This window comes from Streptomyces sp. NPDC007901, assembly GCF_042959465.1.
Classification (GTDB): Bacteria; Actinomycetota; Actinomycetes; order Streptomycetales; family Streptomycetaceae; genus Streptomyces.
Map to the genome: position 1 here is coordinate 19,971 of NZ_JBIBKW010000010.1, position 18,108 is coordinate 38,078.

The following is an 18,108-nucleotide window of genomic DNA, read 5'->3' on the forward strand; positions in this document are numbered from 1 at the left end:
AACCAGGGTTCTACGGTGCTCAGCATGATCGCAAGAGCGAAACACGGTGTTTACCGGTCATACGCGTTCATTGTGGAGCGTGTGGTGATTCTGTGGACCGACCGTGTCGGTTGTTGACAGACAGGGGCAGACGGTACCGAAGTGGCCTGACGCGACCGGTGGGGTGTACGCCAGAAGGCCCCCCGCTGCTGCGGAGGGCCTTCTGCTGTCTGTGCGCCGCCAGGGACTCGAACCCCGGACCCGCTGATTAAGAGTCAGCTGCTCTAACCAACTGAGCTAGCGGCGCTTGCCGACATCGAGAACTCTACCCGACCAGGGAGGGTGCTCCCGACCGCGGAGAGGGCGTAGGCCACCGGGGCGACCCCCGTCGGCCCCCTGCCGTACATCATTCGGACCGTCAGCATGCGCACCGGGAAGACAGTTGGGAAACTGATCAACGTGCACAGTTCCGGACATATCCACCCGAAGTGTGAGGGGAATCGCATGCCGGCCCCGGTATTCGAGGAATTCGACCCCGCGAACGACTGCGAATGCCCCGGATGCGTTCACTGGCGGCGGGTGGGCGCGGCCCCGCTGCCCGGCCGCTTCGGCGGGCATCCGGCCGCCCGGAGCGTCCTGGTCGTGGCCGCCGCCGCGTCCGCCGCCCTCGCCGCAGGCGCCCCCACGGCCGTGGCCCACAGCACCCCGCCCGCCCCCCACCGGCCCGCCGTCCCCGACGACGGCGAGCCCGACACCCCGCAGGGCGCCAAGTCCCCCCTGCACGGCCCGGCCGGAAAGCCCGTCCAGGGCCCGGTCACGACACCGCCCATCACCCGCACGGAGATCATCAACCGCGCCAAGACCTGGGTCACCGCCCAGGTGCCGTACAGCATGACCCTCTACTGGACGGACGGGTACCGGCAGGACTGCTCCGGCTATGTCTCGATGGCCTGGGGCCTGACCGGGAACGAGTGGACCGGCAGCCTCGACCAGTTCGGCGTGAAGATCACCAAGGAGGAGCTCGAACCCGGCGACATGCTGCTCTTCCACAACCCGGACAACCCCGAGAAGGGCTCGCACGTCGTGCTCTTCGGCGGCTGGACGGACTACACGCACACCGCCTACACCGCGTACGAGCAGACACCCCCGCACGCCCGCCGCCAGTCCACGCCCTACGCCTACTGGAGCAACTCCGCCAAGTACGTCCCCTACCGCTACAAGGGCGTGGTCGCGGACCCGGGCGCCTCGGGCGCCGAGGCCGGGAAGGCGGCCGGGCCGTTCCCGGGGGCGGTCTACTTCGGGCCCGGCGCCGACAACAAGTACGTCACCCTGCTCGGCCGGATGCTGATCGCCCGGGGTGCCGGCAGCCACTACACCAAGGGCCCGACCTCGGTCTGGGGCCCGGCCGACCAGGGGGCCACCCGGGCCTTCCAGCTGGCCCAGGGCTGGACCGGCGCCGCCGCCGACGGCCTGCCCGGGCCACGCACCTGGGAACTCCTCGCCACCGGCAGGGGCAGGAACATCAAACCCGCCACCACGGCCACGCCCGCTCCCGCCTCGCACGGGGTCCCGGGCTACCCGGGCAAGAACTACTTCCGCCCGGGCGCGAGCAACGACCACGTCACCCGGCTCGGCAGGCAGCTGGCCGCGAAGGGCTACGGCCGCTTCTACCCCAAGGGCCCGGGGCCGGCCTGGGACGAGGCCGACCGGCGCGCCGTCGAGGCCTTCCAGCGCGCCCAGGGCTGGCGCGGTGGCGCGGCCGACGGCTACCCGGGGCCGGAGACCTGGCGCCGCCTGTTCCTGTGACGAACCCGACGACCACCTGAATGAAGCATCTGGCGCGGAGGCTGGAGGCAGGCATGAGTACGACCACCGAGCACACCCCTGATTCGGACGACCCCCTGGACGACGGGACGCCCGCCCGTCCGGCCCCCCGGCTGATCCAGAACGAGGTCACCACCGAGATCCCCGTCCACCTGCTGTTCCGCGACGACCCCGACCCGGTGTCGGTGCCGCTGCGGCCCGCCGTGGTCGGCCGCCGGCAGGGCACCGGCGAACAGCCCCGGCTGCGCCGCCCGGCCATGACCAAACCCCGGCCGGCCGCCGCCGTCGACCCCGACCTGGTGGAACGCCCCGCCCGGGTGCTGCCCGGCTCGGCCGGGGTGTGCACCGGGCTCGGCGGCGTGGCCGGCGGCCTCGCCACCTCCTGGTGGGCGGGGGTGCTGCCCCCGCTCGCGGTGCACGCGCTGCGCCTTCCGGCGTACGCGGGCGCGGGACTCGGCCCGGCGCAGTGGGCCGCGTACGCCGGAGCCGGCGCACTCGGCCTGTTCGGCTTCGCGGGGCTCACGCGCGGGGTGACCGGCCGCGCCTGGGTGCTCGGCCTCTACGGCCGCTACCGGGGGACGGTGCGGCGCACCGGCCTGCTCTGGGTCAACCCGCTGCTGCTGCGCCGCCGGGTCGACGTCCGGCTGCGGCACTGGCGCAGCGAGGAGATGCCGGCCGCGGACGGCAACGGGGTCGCGCTGCGGGTCGTCGTCCTGGTGGTGTGGCGGGTGCGGGACACCGCGCGGGCCGTGCTCGGGGTCGAGGACCACGAGACGTATCTGCGCGAGTGCGTGGAGGCCGCGCTGGCCCGGGTGCCGGTGGAGCTGCCGGGCACCGCCCGGGGCTCGGTCGAGGTGGCGGGCGACGCGCTGACCCGGCTGGTCTCGGCGGACGCGGCGGGGATCGGCCTGGAGGTGTTCTCCGTACGGCCGGTCCGGGTGGAGTACGCCCCGGAGGTGGCCGGGGCCATGCAGCGCCGCCGGATCGCCGCGCTCGACGCCCGGCAGCGGGCCACCATGCTCACCTCGGTCGTGGACTCGGTCGAGGACACGGTGACCCGGCTGACCATGCGTGGACTGGTCGACCTCGACGACTACGAGCGCAAGGTGCTGGTGCGGGACCTGACGGTGGCGTTCTGCTCGGGGCGCGCGGAGTCCGCGCCGTGATGGGGATGGACACGTCTTCGATATGGACACAGTCAAGTGACGGCAATAATCTGGGACTTGGTCTAGACCTGCACGGCTCGTCAGAACCTCCCCCACGTTCTCCAGGAGCGGCAGCATGCGTAAACGGACCAAGATCTCGGCCGTCGTGCTCGGCGTGGCGACCGCCGGAGCCTTCGCACTCTCCACCGGCGGCGCCAGCGGGCACGGCTACACCGACCTCCCCATCAGCCGGCAGAAGCTCTGCGCCAACGGCACGGTGACCAACTGCGGCGACATCCAGTGGGAGCCGCAGAGCGTCGAGGGCCCCAAGGGCTTCCCGGCGTCCGGCCCGGCCGACGGGCAGATCTGCAACGGCGGGCTGAGCAGGTTCGCCCAGCTCAGCTCGCCGACCACACCGTCGGGCGGCGCCTGGCCGACGACCAGGGTGACGGGTGGTCAGTCGTACACCTTCCGCTGGCAGTTCACGGCGATGCACGCGACCACCGACTTCAAGTACTACGTCACCAAGCAGGGCTGGAACCAGAACCACGCCCTCGCCCGTTCGGACCTCAACACCACCCCGTTCCTCACCGTCCCCTACAACGGCCAGCGCCCGCCGGCCACCCTCAGCCACAGCGGCACCCTGCCGTCGGGGCTGAGCGGTCACCACGTGATCGTGGCGGTCTGGACGATCGCCGACACGGGCAACGCGTTCTATGCCTGCTCGGACGTCACGTTCTGACCGGCGTCGTTCGACGACTGGGTAACACCCGGCTGATCTGAGCTTCGCTTGAGGACCTGCCACTGGTCAGAGGGGTACGTTCCCGCCACACCGGTCAGTCGGACCGGTGTTCGGAAGCGGGGGACTCTCATGGGCCTGATGGAAGCGCTCTTCTACATCCTTCCCGGCATCTTCGTCGTCGTCGGTGTCCTCGGGTTGGTCAAGACGCTGCGACGGTCGAGCGAGATCAGCCGGACGTGGCGTCACGGGCGTACCGCCGAGGCGCGCTGTCTGCGGTCCTACACGAGGACCAGCGGCGGCGGCGGGGACACGTCCGTGACGACCACGCTGCACCACGTCTACGAGTTCACCACGGCCGAGGGGCGGGTCGTCCGCTTCGACGAGGCGCGCGGACGGTCGACCGTGATCGAGGGCGACTTCGTGACCGTGTACTACCTGCCGGAGAACCCCGAGGGCGCGACGTCGCAGCCGCCCGCGCCGGGGAAGCTGGCGGTGGGGACCGGGTGCACGGTGGCGTTCTTCGGGGTGTTCATCGGGTTCGCGCTGGTCTTCATGGGGGTGGCGCACTTCATGTTTTCGGCGGTGGGTGAGTTCGGGCCGTGAGGCCGTCGGCCGGCTGCGGGGCGCTGCACTTCTGACGAGGTGTCAGTTACGCTGCCTCTCCATGGACTCCGAGATACGCACGATCGCTGAAGCAGTGGCCGCGCGATGGGGTGATCAGCGGCCGGGGTTGTGGTGCGGGGAGCGGGTGCTCACCCATCACGAGGTGGCTGGGGGTGCTGCGGCGCGGGCGGCGCTGTTCGCGGATCTGTTGCCGGCCGGTGCCGTGCCGCACGTCGGTGTGCTGCTGGAGAACACGCCCGAGTTCCCGCTGTGGCTGGGGGCCGCCGCGCTCGCCGGTGCCGCCGTTGCCGGGATCAATCCGACCCGGCGGGGGTCCGAGCTCGCGCGGGACATCCTGCACACCGAGTGCCCGGTGCTGGTGACCGAGCGGGCGTGGTTGCCGCTGCTGGCCGGGCTGGAGCTGCCCGGGGTGCGGGTCCTGGTCACGGACGAACCGGAGTACGGTGCGCTGCTCGCCCCCTACCTGGGCGCGTTCCCCGACGCCTCCCGGGCCGTCCCGGCCGATCGGATCCTGCTCTACTTCACCTCCGGTTCCACGGGGGCTCCGAAGGCCGCGCTCTGTTCGCAGGGGCGGCTGGCGGCGGCGGGGCGGTCGCTTGCCGGGCAGTTCGGGGTCGGGGCGGACGACGTGCACTACGTCTGCATGCCGATGTTCCACGGGAACGCGGTGATCGCCGACTGGGCACCGGCGCTGGTGGCGGGCGCCGGGGTGGCGTTGCGGCGGCGGTTCTCGGCGTCGGGGTTCCTGGCGGACGTGCGGCGGTACCGGGCGACCTACTTCACCTATGTCGGGCGTGCGGTGCAGTACATCCTCGCCACCGAGCCGCGCGCCGACGACCGGGACAACCCGCTGCGGCTCGGGTTCGGGACGGAGGCCGGGGCGGTGGACGCGGCGGCCTTCGAGGAGCGGTTCGGGGTGCGGCTGGTGGAGGGGTACGGGTCGTCCGAGGGCGGGGCGGCCGTGCAGTGGTCGGCGGGGACGCCGGCGGGGGCGGTGGGGCGGGCGGCGGCCGGGCTCGTCGTACTCGATCAGGAGACGGGGGAGGAGTGCCCGACGGCCGTCTTCGACTCCGGGGGGCGGCTGCTCAACGGGGAGGAGGCGATCGGGGAGCTGGTGAACCGGGCGCCGAACCCCTTCGAGGGGTACTGGCGGAACCTGGCGGCGGAGGCCGAGCGGCGGCGGGGAGGGTGGTACTGGACCGGGGACCTGTTCTACCGGGACGGGGAGGGCTACCTGTACTTCGCCGGGCGCACCGACGACCGGATCCGGGTCGACGGGGAGAACCTGGCCGCCGCGATGATCGAGAACATCGTGGCGCGGTACGAGGGGGCGGACGCCGTCGCCGTGTACGGGGTGCCGGACCCGGTGACCGGGGACCAGGTGATGGCGACGATCGCCGGTCGGTTCGAGCCGCTGGACTTCGCCGAGTTCCTGCTGGCCCAGCCCGATCTGGGGACGAAGATGGCGCCCCGGTTCGTCCGGGTGGTGGAGCGGATGCCGGTGACGGCGACCAACAAGATCCAGCGGGCGGCGCTGCGGCGGGAGGGGGTGCGGTGCGCCGACCCGGTGTGGTGGCGGCCGCCGGGGGAGCAGACGTACCGCAGACTGACCCCGGAGGACGCCGAAGGGCCCCTCGTGTCCACGAGAGGCCCTTCTTGACGGGGGTGTGGGTGGCGGAGCCCCCACCGCGCGCGGCGCAGCCGCGCAAAAACAGAGATGGCGAGCCAGGTCCGCGCTTTCTGCGGACATGCCTCGCCATCGTCATCGTGCGCCGCCAGGGACTCGAACCCCGGACCCGCTGATTAAGAGTCAGCTGCTCTAACCAACTGAGCTAGCGGCGCATGACTCCCGCCGACCGTGTGAATCTCTTCTCGCGGCTGGCGACGAAGAAAATACTACCTGGTCCGCAGGGGTGCTTTCGACCGGGTTCAGATCGCGAGGGAGAGCAGCACCGGGGCCGCGCTGCGGTTCAGGGCGTCGGCGGCCTGGCGGAGCCGGTGGGCGTGCTCCACCGGCAGGGAGAGGGCCAGGCAGCCCACGGACGAGCCCGCGGTGATCGGCACCGCCGCGCACACCGTGCCGATCGCGTACTCCTGGAGGTCCAGGACCGGGACCGTCGGCGGCTGGGCCGCCAGCCGGGAGAGCAGCAGCTTGTCGCTGGTGATGGTGCGCGAGGTGAGGCGGGCCATCTTGTGCCGGGAGAGGTGGTCGCGGCGGGCGTTGTGGTCGAGCTGGGTGAGCAGGCTCTTGCCGATCGCGGTGGCGTGCGCGGAGGAGCGGAAGTCCACCCACTCGTTGACCGCGGGGGTGGCCGGGCCGGCCGCGTACTGGCCGATCCGCACCTCGCCGTCGACGTACCGGCTGAGGTAGATCGCGGCGCCGACCGAGTCGCGCAGCCGGTCGAGGGTCTGCTGGAGCTGCTCGCCGAGGGCCTGCTCCCGCTCGTGCGCGGAGCCGAGGCGGCGCAGGGTCTCGCCGGTGACGTACGCGCCGTCGGCGACCTGCTCGACGTAGCCCTCGCGGCGCAGCATGCGCAGCAGCGCCGTCAGCCGGTCGGGGTCCAGGCGGGTGAGACGGGCCAGTTCGGTGTCGGTGACGCCGGTGGAGTGCCCGGCCACCGCCTCCAGGACACGGAGAGCGTCCTGGGCGGAGTGGTACGGGGCGGTCGGCTCGTGCTTCAGCGGCACGGTGGTCCCCCTGCGCTCGCTCGGCGATGCTGCTTCGTCAGCACTGCTTGGGCCGCGATCCGGACTGCGGATCCTCTCCACGATAACCGGCAAGAGCCGGAAACGGAGGGGGTGTTGGCGAGATTCCAGCCCTCCCGCCTGCGGCAAAGACCCTCTGGCATATGCCAGGGGAATGCCCCGGCCGCTGGACCTCGGGTGATCGAGCGTTCACTTCCTGTAGTCACGGAGCCACGCGGGGAAACTTTTACGGCGCCGTACCGGGATATATCTACAGCACCGCGCCGAGGAACTCCCGCGTCCGCTCGTGCTCGGGCTCGCTGAAGATCCGCTCCGGCGGGCCCGCCTCGATGATCCGGCCCGCGTCGAACATCAGGACCTGGTCGGAGATGTCCCGGGCGAAGTTCATCTCGTGGGTCACGACCAGCATCGTGATGTCGGTGGTGCGGGCGATGTCCCTGAGCAGGTCCAGGACGCCCGCGACCAGTTCGGGGTCGAGCGCCGAGGTCACCTCGTCGAGGAGCAGCACCTTCGGCCGCATGGCCAGGGCGCGGGCGATCGCGACGCGCTGCTGCTGGCCGCCGGAGAGCTGGGTCGGCTTGGCGTCGGCCTTGTCGGCGAGGCCCACCAGGTCCAGGAGCTCCCGGGCGCGCGCCTCCGCCTCGTCCTTCGGCAGGCCGAGCACGGTCACCGGGGCCTCGGTGATGTTGCGCAGCACGGTCATGTTCGGGAACAGGTTGAACTGCTGGAAGACCATCCCGATCTTCTTGCGGACCTCCCGCAGCTCCTTCTCCGACGCGGGGAAGAGCCGCTGCCCGTCCACGGTGACGGTGCCGGAGTCCGGCTCGGTCAGGGTCATCAGCAGGCGCAGGATCGTGGTCTTGCCGGAGCCCGAGGGCCCGATCAGGGTGACGTGCCGGCCCGCCTGCACGCTGAGGTCGAGCCCGTCGAGGACGGTGTTGTCCCCGAACCGCTTGGTCACCCCTTCCAGGCGGATCAGCTCGGTGGATGTCGTACCGGTGGTACTCGGCTGCTTGCTGGTCTCAACGGACAAGGCGACGCTCCAGGGTGCGCAGGAGAAGGGAGGCGAGGTAGGAGATGACGATGAAGGCGACGCCGATCACCGTCACCGGCTCGGTGAACTGGAAGTGCTGCTGGGAGAAGAGCCGCGCCTGCCCCAGCATCTCCAGCACGGTGATCGACATCAGGATCGGCGTGTCCTTGAGCATCGAGATCACGTAGTTGCCGAGCGGCGGCACGACCCGGCGCAGCGCCTGCGGCAGGATGACCGCGAACCAGGTCCGCCGCGCGGGCAGGCTGAGCGCCGTCGCCGCCTCCCACTGGCCGGCCGGGACCGCCTCGATGCCGGCCCGGTAGACCTGCATGGTGTACGTCGAGTAGTGCAGGCCGATCGCGAGGACACCGGTGGTCAGCGCGGAGAAGGTCAGCCCCCACTCGGGCAGCACGTAGAACAGGAAGAACAGCTGCACCAGCAGCGGGGTGTTGCGCACGAACTCGGTGACCGCCCCGACCGGCCAGCGCACCCACCGGGTCGGCGTCCGCATCAGCAGCGTCCACACCAGCCCCAGCGAGAACGAGATCAGCGAGCCGAGGACCAGCGCCTGCAGGGTGACCGCCAGGCCGTCCCAGAAGTGCGGCATGAACTCGCGTACGGCACTCCAGTCCCATGTCATACGACACCACCGACCCCGGTCGTCTCCCTGCGCTTCACCGCACGCGCCTCACGTTCGTTCCCCGGGTCCTTGCCGATGCCGGCCTTCAGCCGCTTCTCCAGACCGCGCATCAGCCGGGTGATGACGAACGCGATCACGAAGTAGATGAGGAGCAGATACGTGTAGATGTGCGCGCTCTCCTGCAGCGCCAGCCGCACCAGGTTCCCGCTGAACGCCAGGTCGCCCATGCCGGTGATGGACACCAGCGCGGTGCCCTTGAGGAGTTCGACGAGCAGGTTGCAGTAGGAGGGGATCATCTCCGGCACCGCCTGCGGCAGCAGGATCAGCCGCAGCCGCTGCCAGGGCGTGAAGCTGAGCGCGATCCCGCCCTCCTTCTGCGCCGGGTCGACCGCGTTCAGCGCCCCGCGCACGATCTCCGCGCCGTACGCGCCGTACGTCAGCCCGAGCGCGAGGGTGCCCGCCCACAGCGGCACCAGCTGCCAGCCGAAGGCGACCGGCAGCACGAAGAACACCCAGAAGATCATCACCAGCGCCGAGGTGCCGCGGAACACCTCGGTGTAGAGGCCGGCGAGGAAGCGCACGATCCAGTGCCGGTTCGTCCGCGCCACACCCACGACCAGGGCGACGGCCGTCATCAGCAGCCCGCTGAGCACGAGCAGCTGGACGGTGGTCCACACGCCCTTGAGTACGAGTTCCCACAGTCCCGAGGTCATCCGCTCTTGCCTCCCCCGCACAGCTCCTTCGCCGTCAGGTCGGTCATCTCGGCCTTGGTGAAGCCGAACGGCCGCAGGATCCGCAGCAGTTCACCGCTCTGCTTCAGCTTGCGCAGCTCCCCGTTGAAGGCGTCCCGCAGCCGCGTCTCCGCCGACCGGAACGCGAACGCGCCCCCGTCGACCTGCGGTTTGCCGCCCACGAGCGGGGCGAACGGCTCGGTCGCCTCGGCCTTGGCGGACTTCTTGACGACCGCGCGGACGGTGACCGCGGTCCCGGCGAACACGTCGACCCGGCCCGCCTCCACGGCGTTCAGCCCGGCGACCTGGTCCGGCACGATCAGGATGTCGCTCTGTTTGTACCCGGCCTCGACCGCGTGCTGGATCTGGGCGTAGCCCGTCCCCGTGGCGAACTTGGCCTTCTTCGCGACGACGTCCTTGTAGTCGTGCAGTCCCTTGGGATTGCCCTTGCGCACGACGAACGAGTCGAGCATCTGGTAGTCCGGGTCGGCGAAGATCACCTGCTGGCAGCGCTCCGGGGTGACGTACATCCCGGCGGCCACGACATCGAACTGCTGCGAATTCAGTCCGGGAATCAGCGAACCGAACTCGGTCGGCACCGGCTGCACCCTGTCGACCCCGAGCCGCTTGAAGACCGCCTTCGCCAACTCCGGTGCCTCACCGGTCAGATGGCCGTTCTTGTCGATGTACCCGAAGGGGATCTCACCGGCGATACCGAGCCGCACGACCCCCTGGGCGCGCAGCCGTTGCAGCAGGTCACCGCCGTTGTCGGTGGAGGCGGTGGCCACCCGTGTGCACCCGGCGGCGGCGAGTGCGCCGACGGCGGCGACACCCGCGAGCACGGCACGCCTACTTTGTCTGGATTCATACCCAGATGTGTCTATGTCGTTCTCATGTGGTGGAGCCATGGCGGCGCGGCTACCCGGACCCAACCCACTTATGCACCATGGATTGCATGGGCAATCGACACATCGAAGTCTCGCTGGTCGGCCGTGGCGTCACGGCCACCGCCCGCCTCCTCGACGACCGCGCCCCGCTCACCTGCGCCGCCGTCTGGGACGCCCTGCCGCTGGCCGGGGACGTCTACCACGCCAAGTACGCCCGCAACGAGATCTACGCGCTTTTCCCGCCATTCGCCGCGACGGAACCGCCCCTGGAGAACCCGACCGTCACCCCCATCCCCGGCGATCTCTGCTACTTCTCCTTCGCCGGCACCGAGTTGGGCACGAAGGCCTACGGCTACGACCGCGAGGTGCGCGCCGGTACGACGGTGGTCGACCTGGCCCTCTTCTACGAGCGCAACAACCTGCTGCTCAACGGGGACGTGGGATGGGTGCCGGGGATCGTGTGGGGGCAGGTGGTGAACGGCCTGGAGGAGATGGCCGAGGCGTGCAACGACCTGTGGCGCACGGGCGCGGCGGGAGAGACGCTGGCGTTCCGCAGGACATAGCTCACGCCCGCTGCCGCCACCTTTCTTTCTGTGCGGCCACCCCCGCCTCGTACAGGGCGTGGGCGGCCCGCAGGACCAGGTCGTCGCGGTGGCGGGCGGCCACGATCTGCAGGCCGATCGGCAGGCCGTCGGGGTCCGTCCCGACGGGGACCGTCGCCGCCGGCTGCTGGGTCAGGTTGAACGGGTAGGTGAACGGCGTCCAGCCGGTCCACCTGTGGTAGCCCGCGCCCTTCGGTACCTCCGCCCCCGCCTCGAACGCCGTGAGCGGCAGGGTCGGCGTCACCAGCAGGTCGTACCGCTCGTGGAAGAGACCCATCCGGCGGCCCAGGTCCATCCGGACGTCCACCGCCGCGAGATAGTCGAGTGCGCTCAGCCGGGCGCCCCGGCCGCAGATCTCCCGCAGCCCCGGGTCGAGCTGAGCCCGCTGATCGGGGGAGAGGCGCTGGGTCACCCGGGCCGCGCCCGCGAACCACAGCGCGTGGAACGCCTCCACCGGGTCGCTGAAGTCCGGGTCGGCCTCCTCGACGTACGCGCCGAGCCCGGCCAGCTCCGCCACCGCCCGCCGTACCGCCGCCGCGACCGCCGGACGGACCGCCACCTGCCCGCCCAGCGAGGGGGAGAAGGCCACGCGCAGCCCGCGCACCCCCTCACCGAGGGCCGCGGAGAAGGACCCCGGCGCCGGTCCCAGGGCCGACCAGTCCCGGGCGTCCGGAGTTCCGATCACGTCCAGGAGCAGCGCCGCGTCGGCCGCGTCCCGGGTCATCGGGCCCACGTGCGACAACGTGCCGAAGGCACTCGCCGGGTAGAGCGGCACCCGGCCGTACGTCGGCTTCAGGCCGAAGATCCCGCAGAACGCGGCCGGGATACGGACGCTGCCACCGCCGTCCGTACCGAGGGACAGCGCCCCGGCCCCCAGCGCGACGGCCGCCGCGCTGCCGCCGCTCGATCCGCCGGCGGTGCGCGAGGGGTCGTACGGGTTGCGGGTGATCCCCGAGAGCGGGGAGTCCGTCACGCCCTTCCAGCCGAACTCCGGAGTGGTGGTCTTCCCCACGAACACCGCGCCGTGCTCGCGCAGCCGGGCGACCGAGGGCGCGTCCTCGTCCCAGGGCCCGGCCGCGGGGATCGTCCGGGAGCCGCGCAGGGTCGGGTGGCCGCGCAGCAGAAGGATGTCCTTGACGGTGACCGGCACCCCGTCGAGCAGACCCTTCGGCTCACCCCGCCGCCACCGTTCCTCCGCCGCCCGCGCCTGCGCCGGCGCGTCCTCCTCCAGGAGGCGGACGAAGGCGTTGACCTCCGGCTGGATCCGCGCCGCCCGTTCCAGGGCCGCCCGGGCCGCCTCCACCGGGCCGAACTCGCCCGTGCGGTAGCCGTCGAGGAGTCGTCGGGCGGTGAGGTCGGTGAGCTCCATGGGTCCCTCCCGAGAGTCAGTGACCGGGTACGTATCCGCGTTGCTTGTCGACCACGTTCAGCAGAGATCTGCCCGCCGCCCACCGCTCGTACAACTCCACGAACTGGCTGCCCAGTTCGTCCCGCCAGCCGACCGTGTCCCCGCTCATGTGCGGGGAGACGATCAGGCCGGGCACATCCCACAGCGGGCTGTCGGCGGGCAGCGGCTCGGTCGCGAAGACGTCCAGGGCCGCGGCGGAGATCCAGCGCCGGGTCAGCGCCCGCACCAGCGCCTCCTCGTCGACCAGCTGCCCCCGGCCGACGTTGATGAAGCAGGCCGACGGCTGCATCACGCCGAAGCGGTGCTCGTCGAACATGCCGTACGTCTGCTCGGTCAGCGGCGCGGCCGAGATCACCCAGTCCGCGCGGGACATCAGCCGGTCCAGGTCGGCGGGGCCGTGGATGCCGGTGCGCGGGACGCGGCCGACGAGGGCCGTGGTGATGTCGAGGGCCTTGAGCGTGCGGACGATCGCCCGGCCGATCGGCCCGGAGCCGACCACGCACGCGCGCGTGCCGCCCACCCGGCGCGCCTCCCGGTGCCGCCAGGTCCGCTCCCGCTGGAGGCCCAGGGTCCCCGGCAGGTCCTTGGCGACGGCCAGCACCAGCGCGGCCACGTACTCGGCGATCGGCTGGTCGAAGATCCCGCGCGCGTTGGTGACGACCGTGTCGGACGCGGCCAGCTCGGGGCACATCAGATGGTCCACGCCCGCGCTCGCCGTGTGCACCCAGCGCGGCCTGGGGCCCGCGCCGGGCCAGGCCTCACGGACGGCGTGCGAGGCGAAGTCCCAGACCAGCAGCACATCGGCCGACGGCAGCCGGGCCGCCAGGCCCGCCGCGTCCGTGCGGACGATCCGGGCACGGCCGGTGAGCCGCCCCAGCCGCGGCGGCGGGTCGGCGTCGAGGACCAGCAGGGTGGGCACGGGCGGCGTCATTCGGGGTGGTCTCCCGGTGTCCGACGGCGTCTGACATGGGCGGATGGAACGTCTCAGATGCGCGGATTGACCACGCTGGCACCCGAACCTACCTTCGTCAACACGGGCGTATCCGTCGACCGTTACCTCCTCGATCTCCCACGTGAGGCCGGTGACTTCCCATGGATGTCTCCTTTCTGGGCGGACCTCGTCCTCAGCGCGGCGTGGGCGTCGTGGCGCCCTTCGACTTCGCGCTCGACCGCGAGCTGTGGCGCTGGGTGCCGGGCGACGTCTCCCTGCACCTGACCAGGACACCCTTCGTGCCGGTCGAGGTCAGTCTCGACCTGGCCCGGCTGGTCAGCGAGCACGAGACCCTCGGCGAGGCGGTCCGCGCGCTGATGGCCGTCGCCCCCGAGGTGGTCGCCTACGCCTGCACCTCCGGCAGCTTCGTCGGCGGGATCGCCGGGGAGCGCGCGATGTGCGAGGCGATGACCCGGTCCGGCGCGGTGCCGTCCGTGACCACCTCCGGGGCCCTCCTCGACGCGCTGACCGAGCTGGGCGTACGACGGCTCGCGCTGGTCACGCCCTACACCGTCTCGGTGACCCGGGTCCTGGAGGAGTACGTCGCGGAGGCGGGCATACGGGTCGCCGGCTGCGCGTTCATGGGACTGACCCGGCACATCTGGCAGGTGCCGTACCGGGACGTGGTGACGATGGCCCGGCGCGCGGTACGGCCCGGGGCCGCCGACGCCCTGTTCATCTCCTGCACCAACCTCCCCACCTACGACGTCATCCCCCAGCTGGAGGCCGAACTGCGCATCCCCGTCCTGTCGGCCAACCAGGTCACGATGTGGGCGGCGCTGCGCAGGCTGGGTACCCGAGCCGTGGGGCCGTACCAGGCGCTGATCCGTCACGGTGACGACCACCGGGACGCGTCGGCGGCGTCGCCTGACTGGCCCGCACTGCCGGAAGAACAGCAGGAAGGGTGGACATGACAGCGCTCGGACTCCTCTACCCGGGGCACTCCGCCGAGGACGACTACCCCCGGATCGAACAGCTCCTCGGCAGCGACGTCCGGGTGGACGTCGTCCACACCGACATCGGCGAGGACGCGCACCGGGTGGACGCGCTGCGCGAGATGGGCGCCGAGGGACGGCTGGCGGCCGGCGTGGCACAGCTGCGGCTCGCGGGCGCGGACGCGGTGATGTGGGCCTGCACCAGCGGCAGCTTCGTGTACGGCTGGGAGGGCGCCCAGCAGCAGGTCCGCGCCCTCGCCGCGGCCGCCGGGATGCCCGCCTCCTCCACGTCCTTCGCCTTCGTGCGCGCGGCACGGGAGCTCGGGGTACGGCGGGTGGCGGTCGGCGCGACCTACCCGGACGACGTGGCCGCCCTCTTCGCCGACTTCCTGCGGGCCGCGGGCCTGGAGGTGACCGGGGTCCGCTCCTCGGGGATCGTCACGGCGGCGGAGGTGGGCACGTGGGGGGAGGAGGAGGTCCTCACCCTCGCGCGTTCCGCGGACGCGGAGGGCGTCGAGGCGGTGTTGCTTCCGGACACCGCCCTGCACACGGCGGCGCATCTGTCCCTCCTGGAGAAGGCGCTGTCGAAGCCGGTGCTCACGGCGAACCAGGTGACCGTCTGGGAGGGGCTGCGGCTGGCGGACCGGCGAGTGAACGCGCCGGCGCTGGGGGTGCTGTTCACGCGCGAACCGATCGTGCAGGTCTGACCCGGTGGCCGTACCAGGAATAAGCGGAGCCCTCCTCCTGTTATCGCCCCTCAGTACAGTTCACGGCCGCGATCAGGAGGCTCTCACCGTGTCGGCAGACGAGATCCGGGGCATCACGCACGGGACCGCCCCCGTCCCCCTCTCCGTACTGGACCTGGTGACCGTGGGCACCGGCGGTACCGCCACCGACGCCCTGCGCACCAGCGCGGCGCTCGCGCGGCTCACCGAGGCGCGCGGATTCCACCGGTACTGGGTCGCCGAGCACCACTCGATGCCCGGGGTGGCGTCCTCCTCACCGGCCGTGATCCTCGCCCACCTCGCCGCCCACACGGAGCGGATCCGGCTCGGCTCGGGCGGCGTCATGCTGCCCAACCACGCCCCGCTCGTCATCGCCGAGCAGTTCGGCACGCTGGAGGCGCTGGCGCCGGGCCGGGTCGACCTCGGACTCGGGCGGGCGCCGGGCACGGACGGGGCCACCGCCGCCGCGCTGCGCCGCACCCAGACCCTGGGCGAGGGCGCCGACGACTTCCCGCAGCAGCTCGCCGAGCTCACCCGGTTCCTCGACGACGACTTCCCGGACGGGCACCCGTACCGGAGGATCCACGCGATCCCCGGGCCGATCCAGGCCACCACCCCCGGCGGGGTGCAGTCGCCGCACCGGCCGCCGATCTGGCTGCTCGGCTCCTCCGGCTTCAGCGCCCGGCTCGCCGGCATCCTCGGGCTGCCGTTCGCCTTCGCGCACCACTTCTCCGCGCAGAACACCGTCCCGGCCCTCGACCTGTACCGCGAGTCCTTCAGCCCGTCCGCGGTCCTCGACGAGCCCTACGCCCTCATCGGCGTCTCCGTGCTCGCGATGGACGACGAGCGCGAGGCCCGGCGGCAGGTGCGGGCGGGCGCGCTGAACATGCTGCGGCTGCGCACCGGCCGGCCGGGGCTGTTCCCCGACCCGGACGAGGCCGAGCAGCACGAGTTCTCCCCGATGGAGGAGGAGTTCGTGCACTCCTGGACCTCCAACATCGTGCACGGCACCGCCGACGAGGTCCGCGCCGGTCTCGACGACCTGCAGAAGCGCACCGGCGCCGACGAGTTGATGCTCACCTCGCACGCCCACCGCGGCGAGCTGCGGCTGCGCTCCTACGAACTGGTCGCCGACGCCTACGGTTTGCCGACCGGGGTGTCCGCGTAGCTCCGTGTGCCCAGCAGCTCGGAGATACGATCCGGCGCCACCGGCCGGGAGTAGAGCCACCCCTGGCCGGTGTCGCAGCCGATGTGCCGCAGGCGGGAGGCCTGCGCCGAGGTCTCCACGCACTCGGCGGTGACGGTGAGGCCGAGGCGGTGGGCCAGCTGGATCATCGCCTCGACCACGACCTCGTCCGCCGGGTTCGGGCGGTCGCCCGGATCGTCGTACTGGAAGCCCCGGACGAAGGAGCCGTCCAGCTTGAGGACGGAGACCGGGAGACGGCTGAGGTAGGCGAGGTTCGAGTAGCCGGTGCCGAAGTCGTCGATGGCGATCCGGACACCCATGTCGCTGAGGGCCTGCAGGGCCTGGAGCGGCCGGCCGGCCGAGCCCATGACCGCCGACTCCGTCAGCTCCAGCTGGAGCAGGTGCGGGGCCAGGCCGGTCTCGGCCAGGGTCTCGGCCACGTCCGCGACCAGGTCGGAGTCCCAGACCTGGCGGACGGCGACGTTGACGCTGACGAAGATAGGCGGCTCGCCGGGGTGGTCCAGCTGCCAGCGGCGGGCCTGCCGGCAGGCGGTGGTCAGGGCCCAGCGGCCTAGCGGGACGATCGAGCCGTCCTCCTCGGCAATTCCGATGAACCGATTCGGCGTTAGTGTGCCGAACTGCGGATGGTTCCATCGGATCAGCGCCTCGACACCGCGCAGCCGGCCGTCCTCCATGCCCACCAGCGGCTGGTACTCCAGGGTGAACTCACCGCGCTCGATGGCCGGGCGGAGCGTGGAGGAGAGCGCCTGGCGGGTCACGAGGTGGGCGTTGCGCTCCGGGTCGAACAGCGTCCAGCGGGACTTGCCGTCGGCCTTCGCCCAGTACAGCGTCGTGTCGGCGGCCTGCATCAGGCCGGTGGCGGTGGTGCCGGCCGCGTGGCGTTCCACCACCCCGATCGACGCCGACAGCGACAGCCGCTGGCCGGCCAGGTCGAACGGCGCCTGGAGGGCCGCCAGCGCCGACTCGGCCAGGTCGGCCAACTGCTCGGTGCCCGTGGAGTCCTCGACCAGCAGGGCGAACTCGTCGCCGCCGAGCCGGGCCACCAGCGGTGCCCCGGCCCGCGCGAAGCCGGCCTCGTCGGCGACCCGGGTCAGCCGTTCGGCGACGCCGGCCAGCAGCCGGTCGCCGATCCGGTGGCCGAGGGTGTCGTTGACCGCCTTGAAGCCGTCCAGGTCCAGGTAGCACAGGCCGATCCGGCCGGTGCCGCTCTGCTCGTACGACTCCGCCTCCAGCGCGGCCGACAGCCGCTCGAAGAACAACGTCCGGTTGGGCAGCCGGGTCACCGGGTCGTGCATCTGCAAGTGGCGCAGCCGGGCCTGGAGTTCACGGCGCTCGCTGATGTCGGAGACCGAGAGCAGGACGCCCGGTTGTGTCTTCGACAGCGGGGCGATGCTCACCTGGACCCACAGCGAGTGCCCGTCGGGGTGCTTCAGCCGGCGGGTGCAGCGCAGCTTGGCCTGCCGCCCGCGCAGCACCTCGCGGTACGCGTGCCAGGTCCGGGCGTCGGAGGCCAGGTCCACCACATCCGCGGCGACCCGCCCGGTCAGCCCGGCCGGGTCGGCACCGATCAGGGTGCCGAACGCCTCGTTGGCGGTGGTGACATGGCCTTCGCGGTCGACGACGGCCATGGGTAGCGCGGCGGCCGTGAAGGCGTGCTCGTAGGTATTCGGGTCGGTCGTCTCGTCGTACGACTTCTGATAGCTCTTGTCACTCTCTGTGACGGCGGACCGGTCGAGGTCTGCCGCGGGCGTCGGCCCTTCGGAGGTTCCGCTCACCGCTCGCTCCCGCAGTGCACTCGATCTCTGTCCGTGCAGGAAAGTGTGCCGATCATAGAGGCTGGCCCGAGGGCCTTCCAGCCACTGTCCAGTGTCCACGATGAAGCACCGGTTCTGACAGATCGTTTCTGCCCGCACCTGGACGGGTTCTTGA

17 protein-coding genes and 2 tRNA genes are annotated in these 18,108 nt (G+C 71.6%); 9 read left to right on the plus strand and 10 right to left on the minus strand.

Annotation, left to right across the window (positions count from 1 at the left end; genetic code table 11):
• Positions 1-212: 212 nt before the first annotated feature.
• Positions 213-286 (minus strand) — tRNA-Lys (locus tag ACFZDK_RS29825).
• A 197-nt stretch (positions 287-483) separates the two neighbouring features.
• On the opposite strand from ACFZDK_RS29825, the gene ACFZDK_RS29830 reads away from it, so the two are divergent.
• The 5 genes from ACFZDK_RS29830 to ACFZDK_RS29850 all read left to right on the plus strand — a co-directional run bounded on the left by ACFZDK_RS29830 (position 484) and on the right by ACFZDK_RS29850 (position 5,974).
• Entirely contained in the window at positions 484-1,785 is a 1,302-nt protein-coding gene (locus ACFZDK_RS29830; RefSeq protein WP_390977015.1) for a peptidoglycan-binding protein, read from the plus strand.
• A 53-nt stretch (positions 1,786-1,838) separates the two neighbouring features.
• The gene (locus ACFZDK_RS29835; protein ID WP_390977016.1) at positions 1,839-2,969 is read left to right on the plus strand and encodes an SPFH domain-containing protein; all 1,131 of its coding nucleotides are present in this window, start codon (positions 1,839-1,841) and stop codon (positions 2,967-2,969) included.
• Positions 2,970-3,084: 115 nt separating this feature from the next.
• Positions 3,085-3,690, plus strand: a complete 606-nt coding sequence (locus ACFZDK_RS29840; RefSeq protein WP_390977017.1) for a lytic polysaccharide monooxygenase — start codon at positions 3,085-3,087, stop codon at positions 3,688-3,690.
• Between the two features lie 129 nt (positions 3,691-3,819).
• A complete protein-coding gene (locus tag ACFZDK_RS29845; RefSeq protein WP_390977018.1) occupies positions 3,820-4,293 on the plus strand; it encodes a DUF3592 domain-containing protein in 474 nt (157 codons plus the stop codon).
• Between the two features lie 61 nt (positions 4,294-4,354).
• Complete coding sequence (locus tag ACFZDK_RS29850; protein ID WP_390977019.1) at positions 4,355-5,974, plus strand: AMP-binding protein; 1,620 nt, start codon at positions 4,355-4,357, stop codon at positions 5,972-5,974.
• 108 nt (positions 5,975-6,082) lie between these two features.
• On the opposite strand, the gene ACFZDK_RS29855 is transcribed toward ACFZDK_RS29850, so the two are convergent.
• The 6 genes from ACFZDK_RS29855 to ehuB all read right to left on the minus strand — a co-directional run bounded on the left by ACFZDK_RS29855 (position 6,083) and on the right by ehuB (position 10,332).
• Positions 6,083-6,156 (minus strand) — tRNA-Lys (locus ACFZDK_RS29855).
• A gap of 87 nt (positions 6,157-6,243) precedes the next feature.
• Positions 6,244-7,002 carry an IclR family transcriptional regulator C-terminal domain-containing protein gene (locus tag ACFZDK_RS29860; protein ID WP_390977020.1) on the minus strand — a complete coding sequence of 253 codons (759 nt, stop codon included), beginning with the start codon at positions 7,000-7,002 and terminating at the stop codon, positions 6,244-6,246.
• A gap of 268 nt (positions 7,003-7,270) precedes the next feature.
• Positions 7,271-8,053, minus strand: coding sequence for an ectoine/hydroxyectoine ABC transporter ATP-binding protein EhuA (ehuA, locus tag ACFZDK_RS29865; RefSeq protein WP_390977021.1), 783 nt, complete (start codon positions 8,051-8,053; stop codon positions 7,271-7,273).
• Positions 8,043-8,693, minus strand: coding sequence for an ectoine/hydroxyectoine ABC transporter permease subunit EhuD (ehuD, locus tag ACFZDK_RS29870; RefSeq protein WP_390977022.1), 651 nt, complete (start codon positions 8,691-8,693; stop codon positions 8,043-8,045). Before ehuD ends, ehuA begins: the two co-directional genes overlap by 11 nt.
• The gene (gene ehuC / locus ACFZDK_RS29875; protein WP_390977023.1) at positions 8,690-9,406 is read right to left on the minus strand and encodes an ectoine/hydroxyectoine ABC transporter permease subunit EhuC; all 717 of its coding nucleotides are present in this window, start codon (positions 9,404-9,406) and stop codon (positions 8,690-8,692) included. Before ehuC ends, ehuD begins: the two co-directional genes overlap by 4 nt.
• Entirely contained in the window at positions 9,403-10,332 is a 930-nt protein-coding gene (ehuB, locus tag ACFZDK_RS29880; RefSeq protein ID WP_390977024.1) for an ectoine/hydroxyectoine ABC transporter substrate-binding protein EhuB, read from the minus strand. Before ehuB ends, ehuC begins: the two co-directional genes overlap by 4 nt.
• A 47-nt stretch (positions 10,333-10,379) precedes the next feature.
• On the opposite strand from ehuB, the gene ACFZDK_RS29885 reads away from it, so the two are divergent.
• A complete protein-coding gene (locus ACFZDK_RS29885; RefSeq protein WP_390977025.1) occupies positions 10,380-10,874 on the plus strand; it encodes a DUF3830 family protein in 495 nt (164 codons plus the stop codon).
• Position 10,875: 1 nt separating this feature from the next.
• On the opposite strand, the gene ACFZDK_RS29890 is transcribed toward ACFZDK_RS29885, so the two are convergent.
• A complete protein-coding gene (locus ACFZDK_RS29890) occupies positions 10,876-12,282 on the minus strand; it encodes an amidase (RefSeq protein WP_390977026.1) in 1,407 nt (468 codons plus the stop codon).
• A gap of 16 nt (positions 12,283-12,298) precedes the next feature.
• Positions 12,299-13,252 (minus strand): NAD(P)-dependent oxidoreductase, encoded by a 954-nt coding sequence (locus ACFZDK_RS29895; RefSeq protein WP_390977027.1) that lies wholly within the window; start codon positions 13,250-13,252, stop codon positions 12,299-12,301.
• Positions 13,253-13,413: 161 nt separating this feature from the next.
• Here ACFZDK_RS29895 and ACFZDK_RS29900 point away from each other — a divergent pair, with 161 nt between their 5' ends.
• The 3 genes from ACFZDK_RS29900 to ACFZDK_RS29910 all read left to right on the plus strand — a co-directional run bounded on the left by ACFZDK_RS29900 (position 13,414) and on the right by ACFZDK_RS29910 (position 16,140).
• A complete protein-coding gene (locus ACFZDK_RS29900) occupies positions 13,414-14,226 on the plus strand; it encodes an aspartate/glutamate racemase family protein (RefSeq protein ID WP_390977028.1) in 813 nt (270 codons plus the stop codon).
• Entirely contained in the window at positions 14,223-14,954 is a 732-nt protein-coding gene (locus ACFZDK_RS29905; RefSeq protein ID WP_390977029.1) for an aspartate/glutamate racemase family protein, read from the plus strand. Before ACFZDK_RS29900 ends, ACFZDK_RS29905 begins: the two co-directional genes overlap by 4 nt.
• Before the next feature lie 88 nt (positions 14,955-15,042).
• Positions 15,043-16,140, plus strand: coding sequence for an MsnO8 family LLM class oxidoreductase (locus ACFZDK_RS29910; RefSeq protein ID WP_390977030.1), 1,098 nt, complete (start codon positions 15,043-15,045; stop codon positions 16,138-16,140).
• Here the strand turns inward: ACFZDK_RS29910 and ACFZDK_RS29915 are convergent.
• Complete coding sequence (locus tag ACFZDK_RS29915; RefSeq protein WP_390977031.1) at positions 16,110-17,954, minus strand: EAL domain-containing protein; 1,845 nt, start codon at positions 17,952-17,954, stop codon at positions 16,110-16,112. The two genes, ACFZDK_RS29910 and ACFZDK_RS29915, sit on opposite strands and share 31 nt — an antisense overlap.
• Positions 17,955-18,108: the final 154 nt, after the last annotated feature.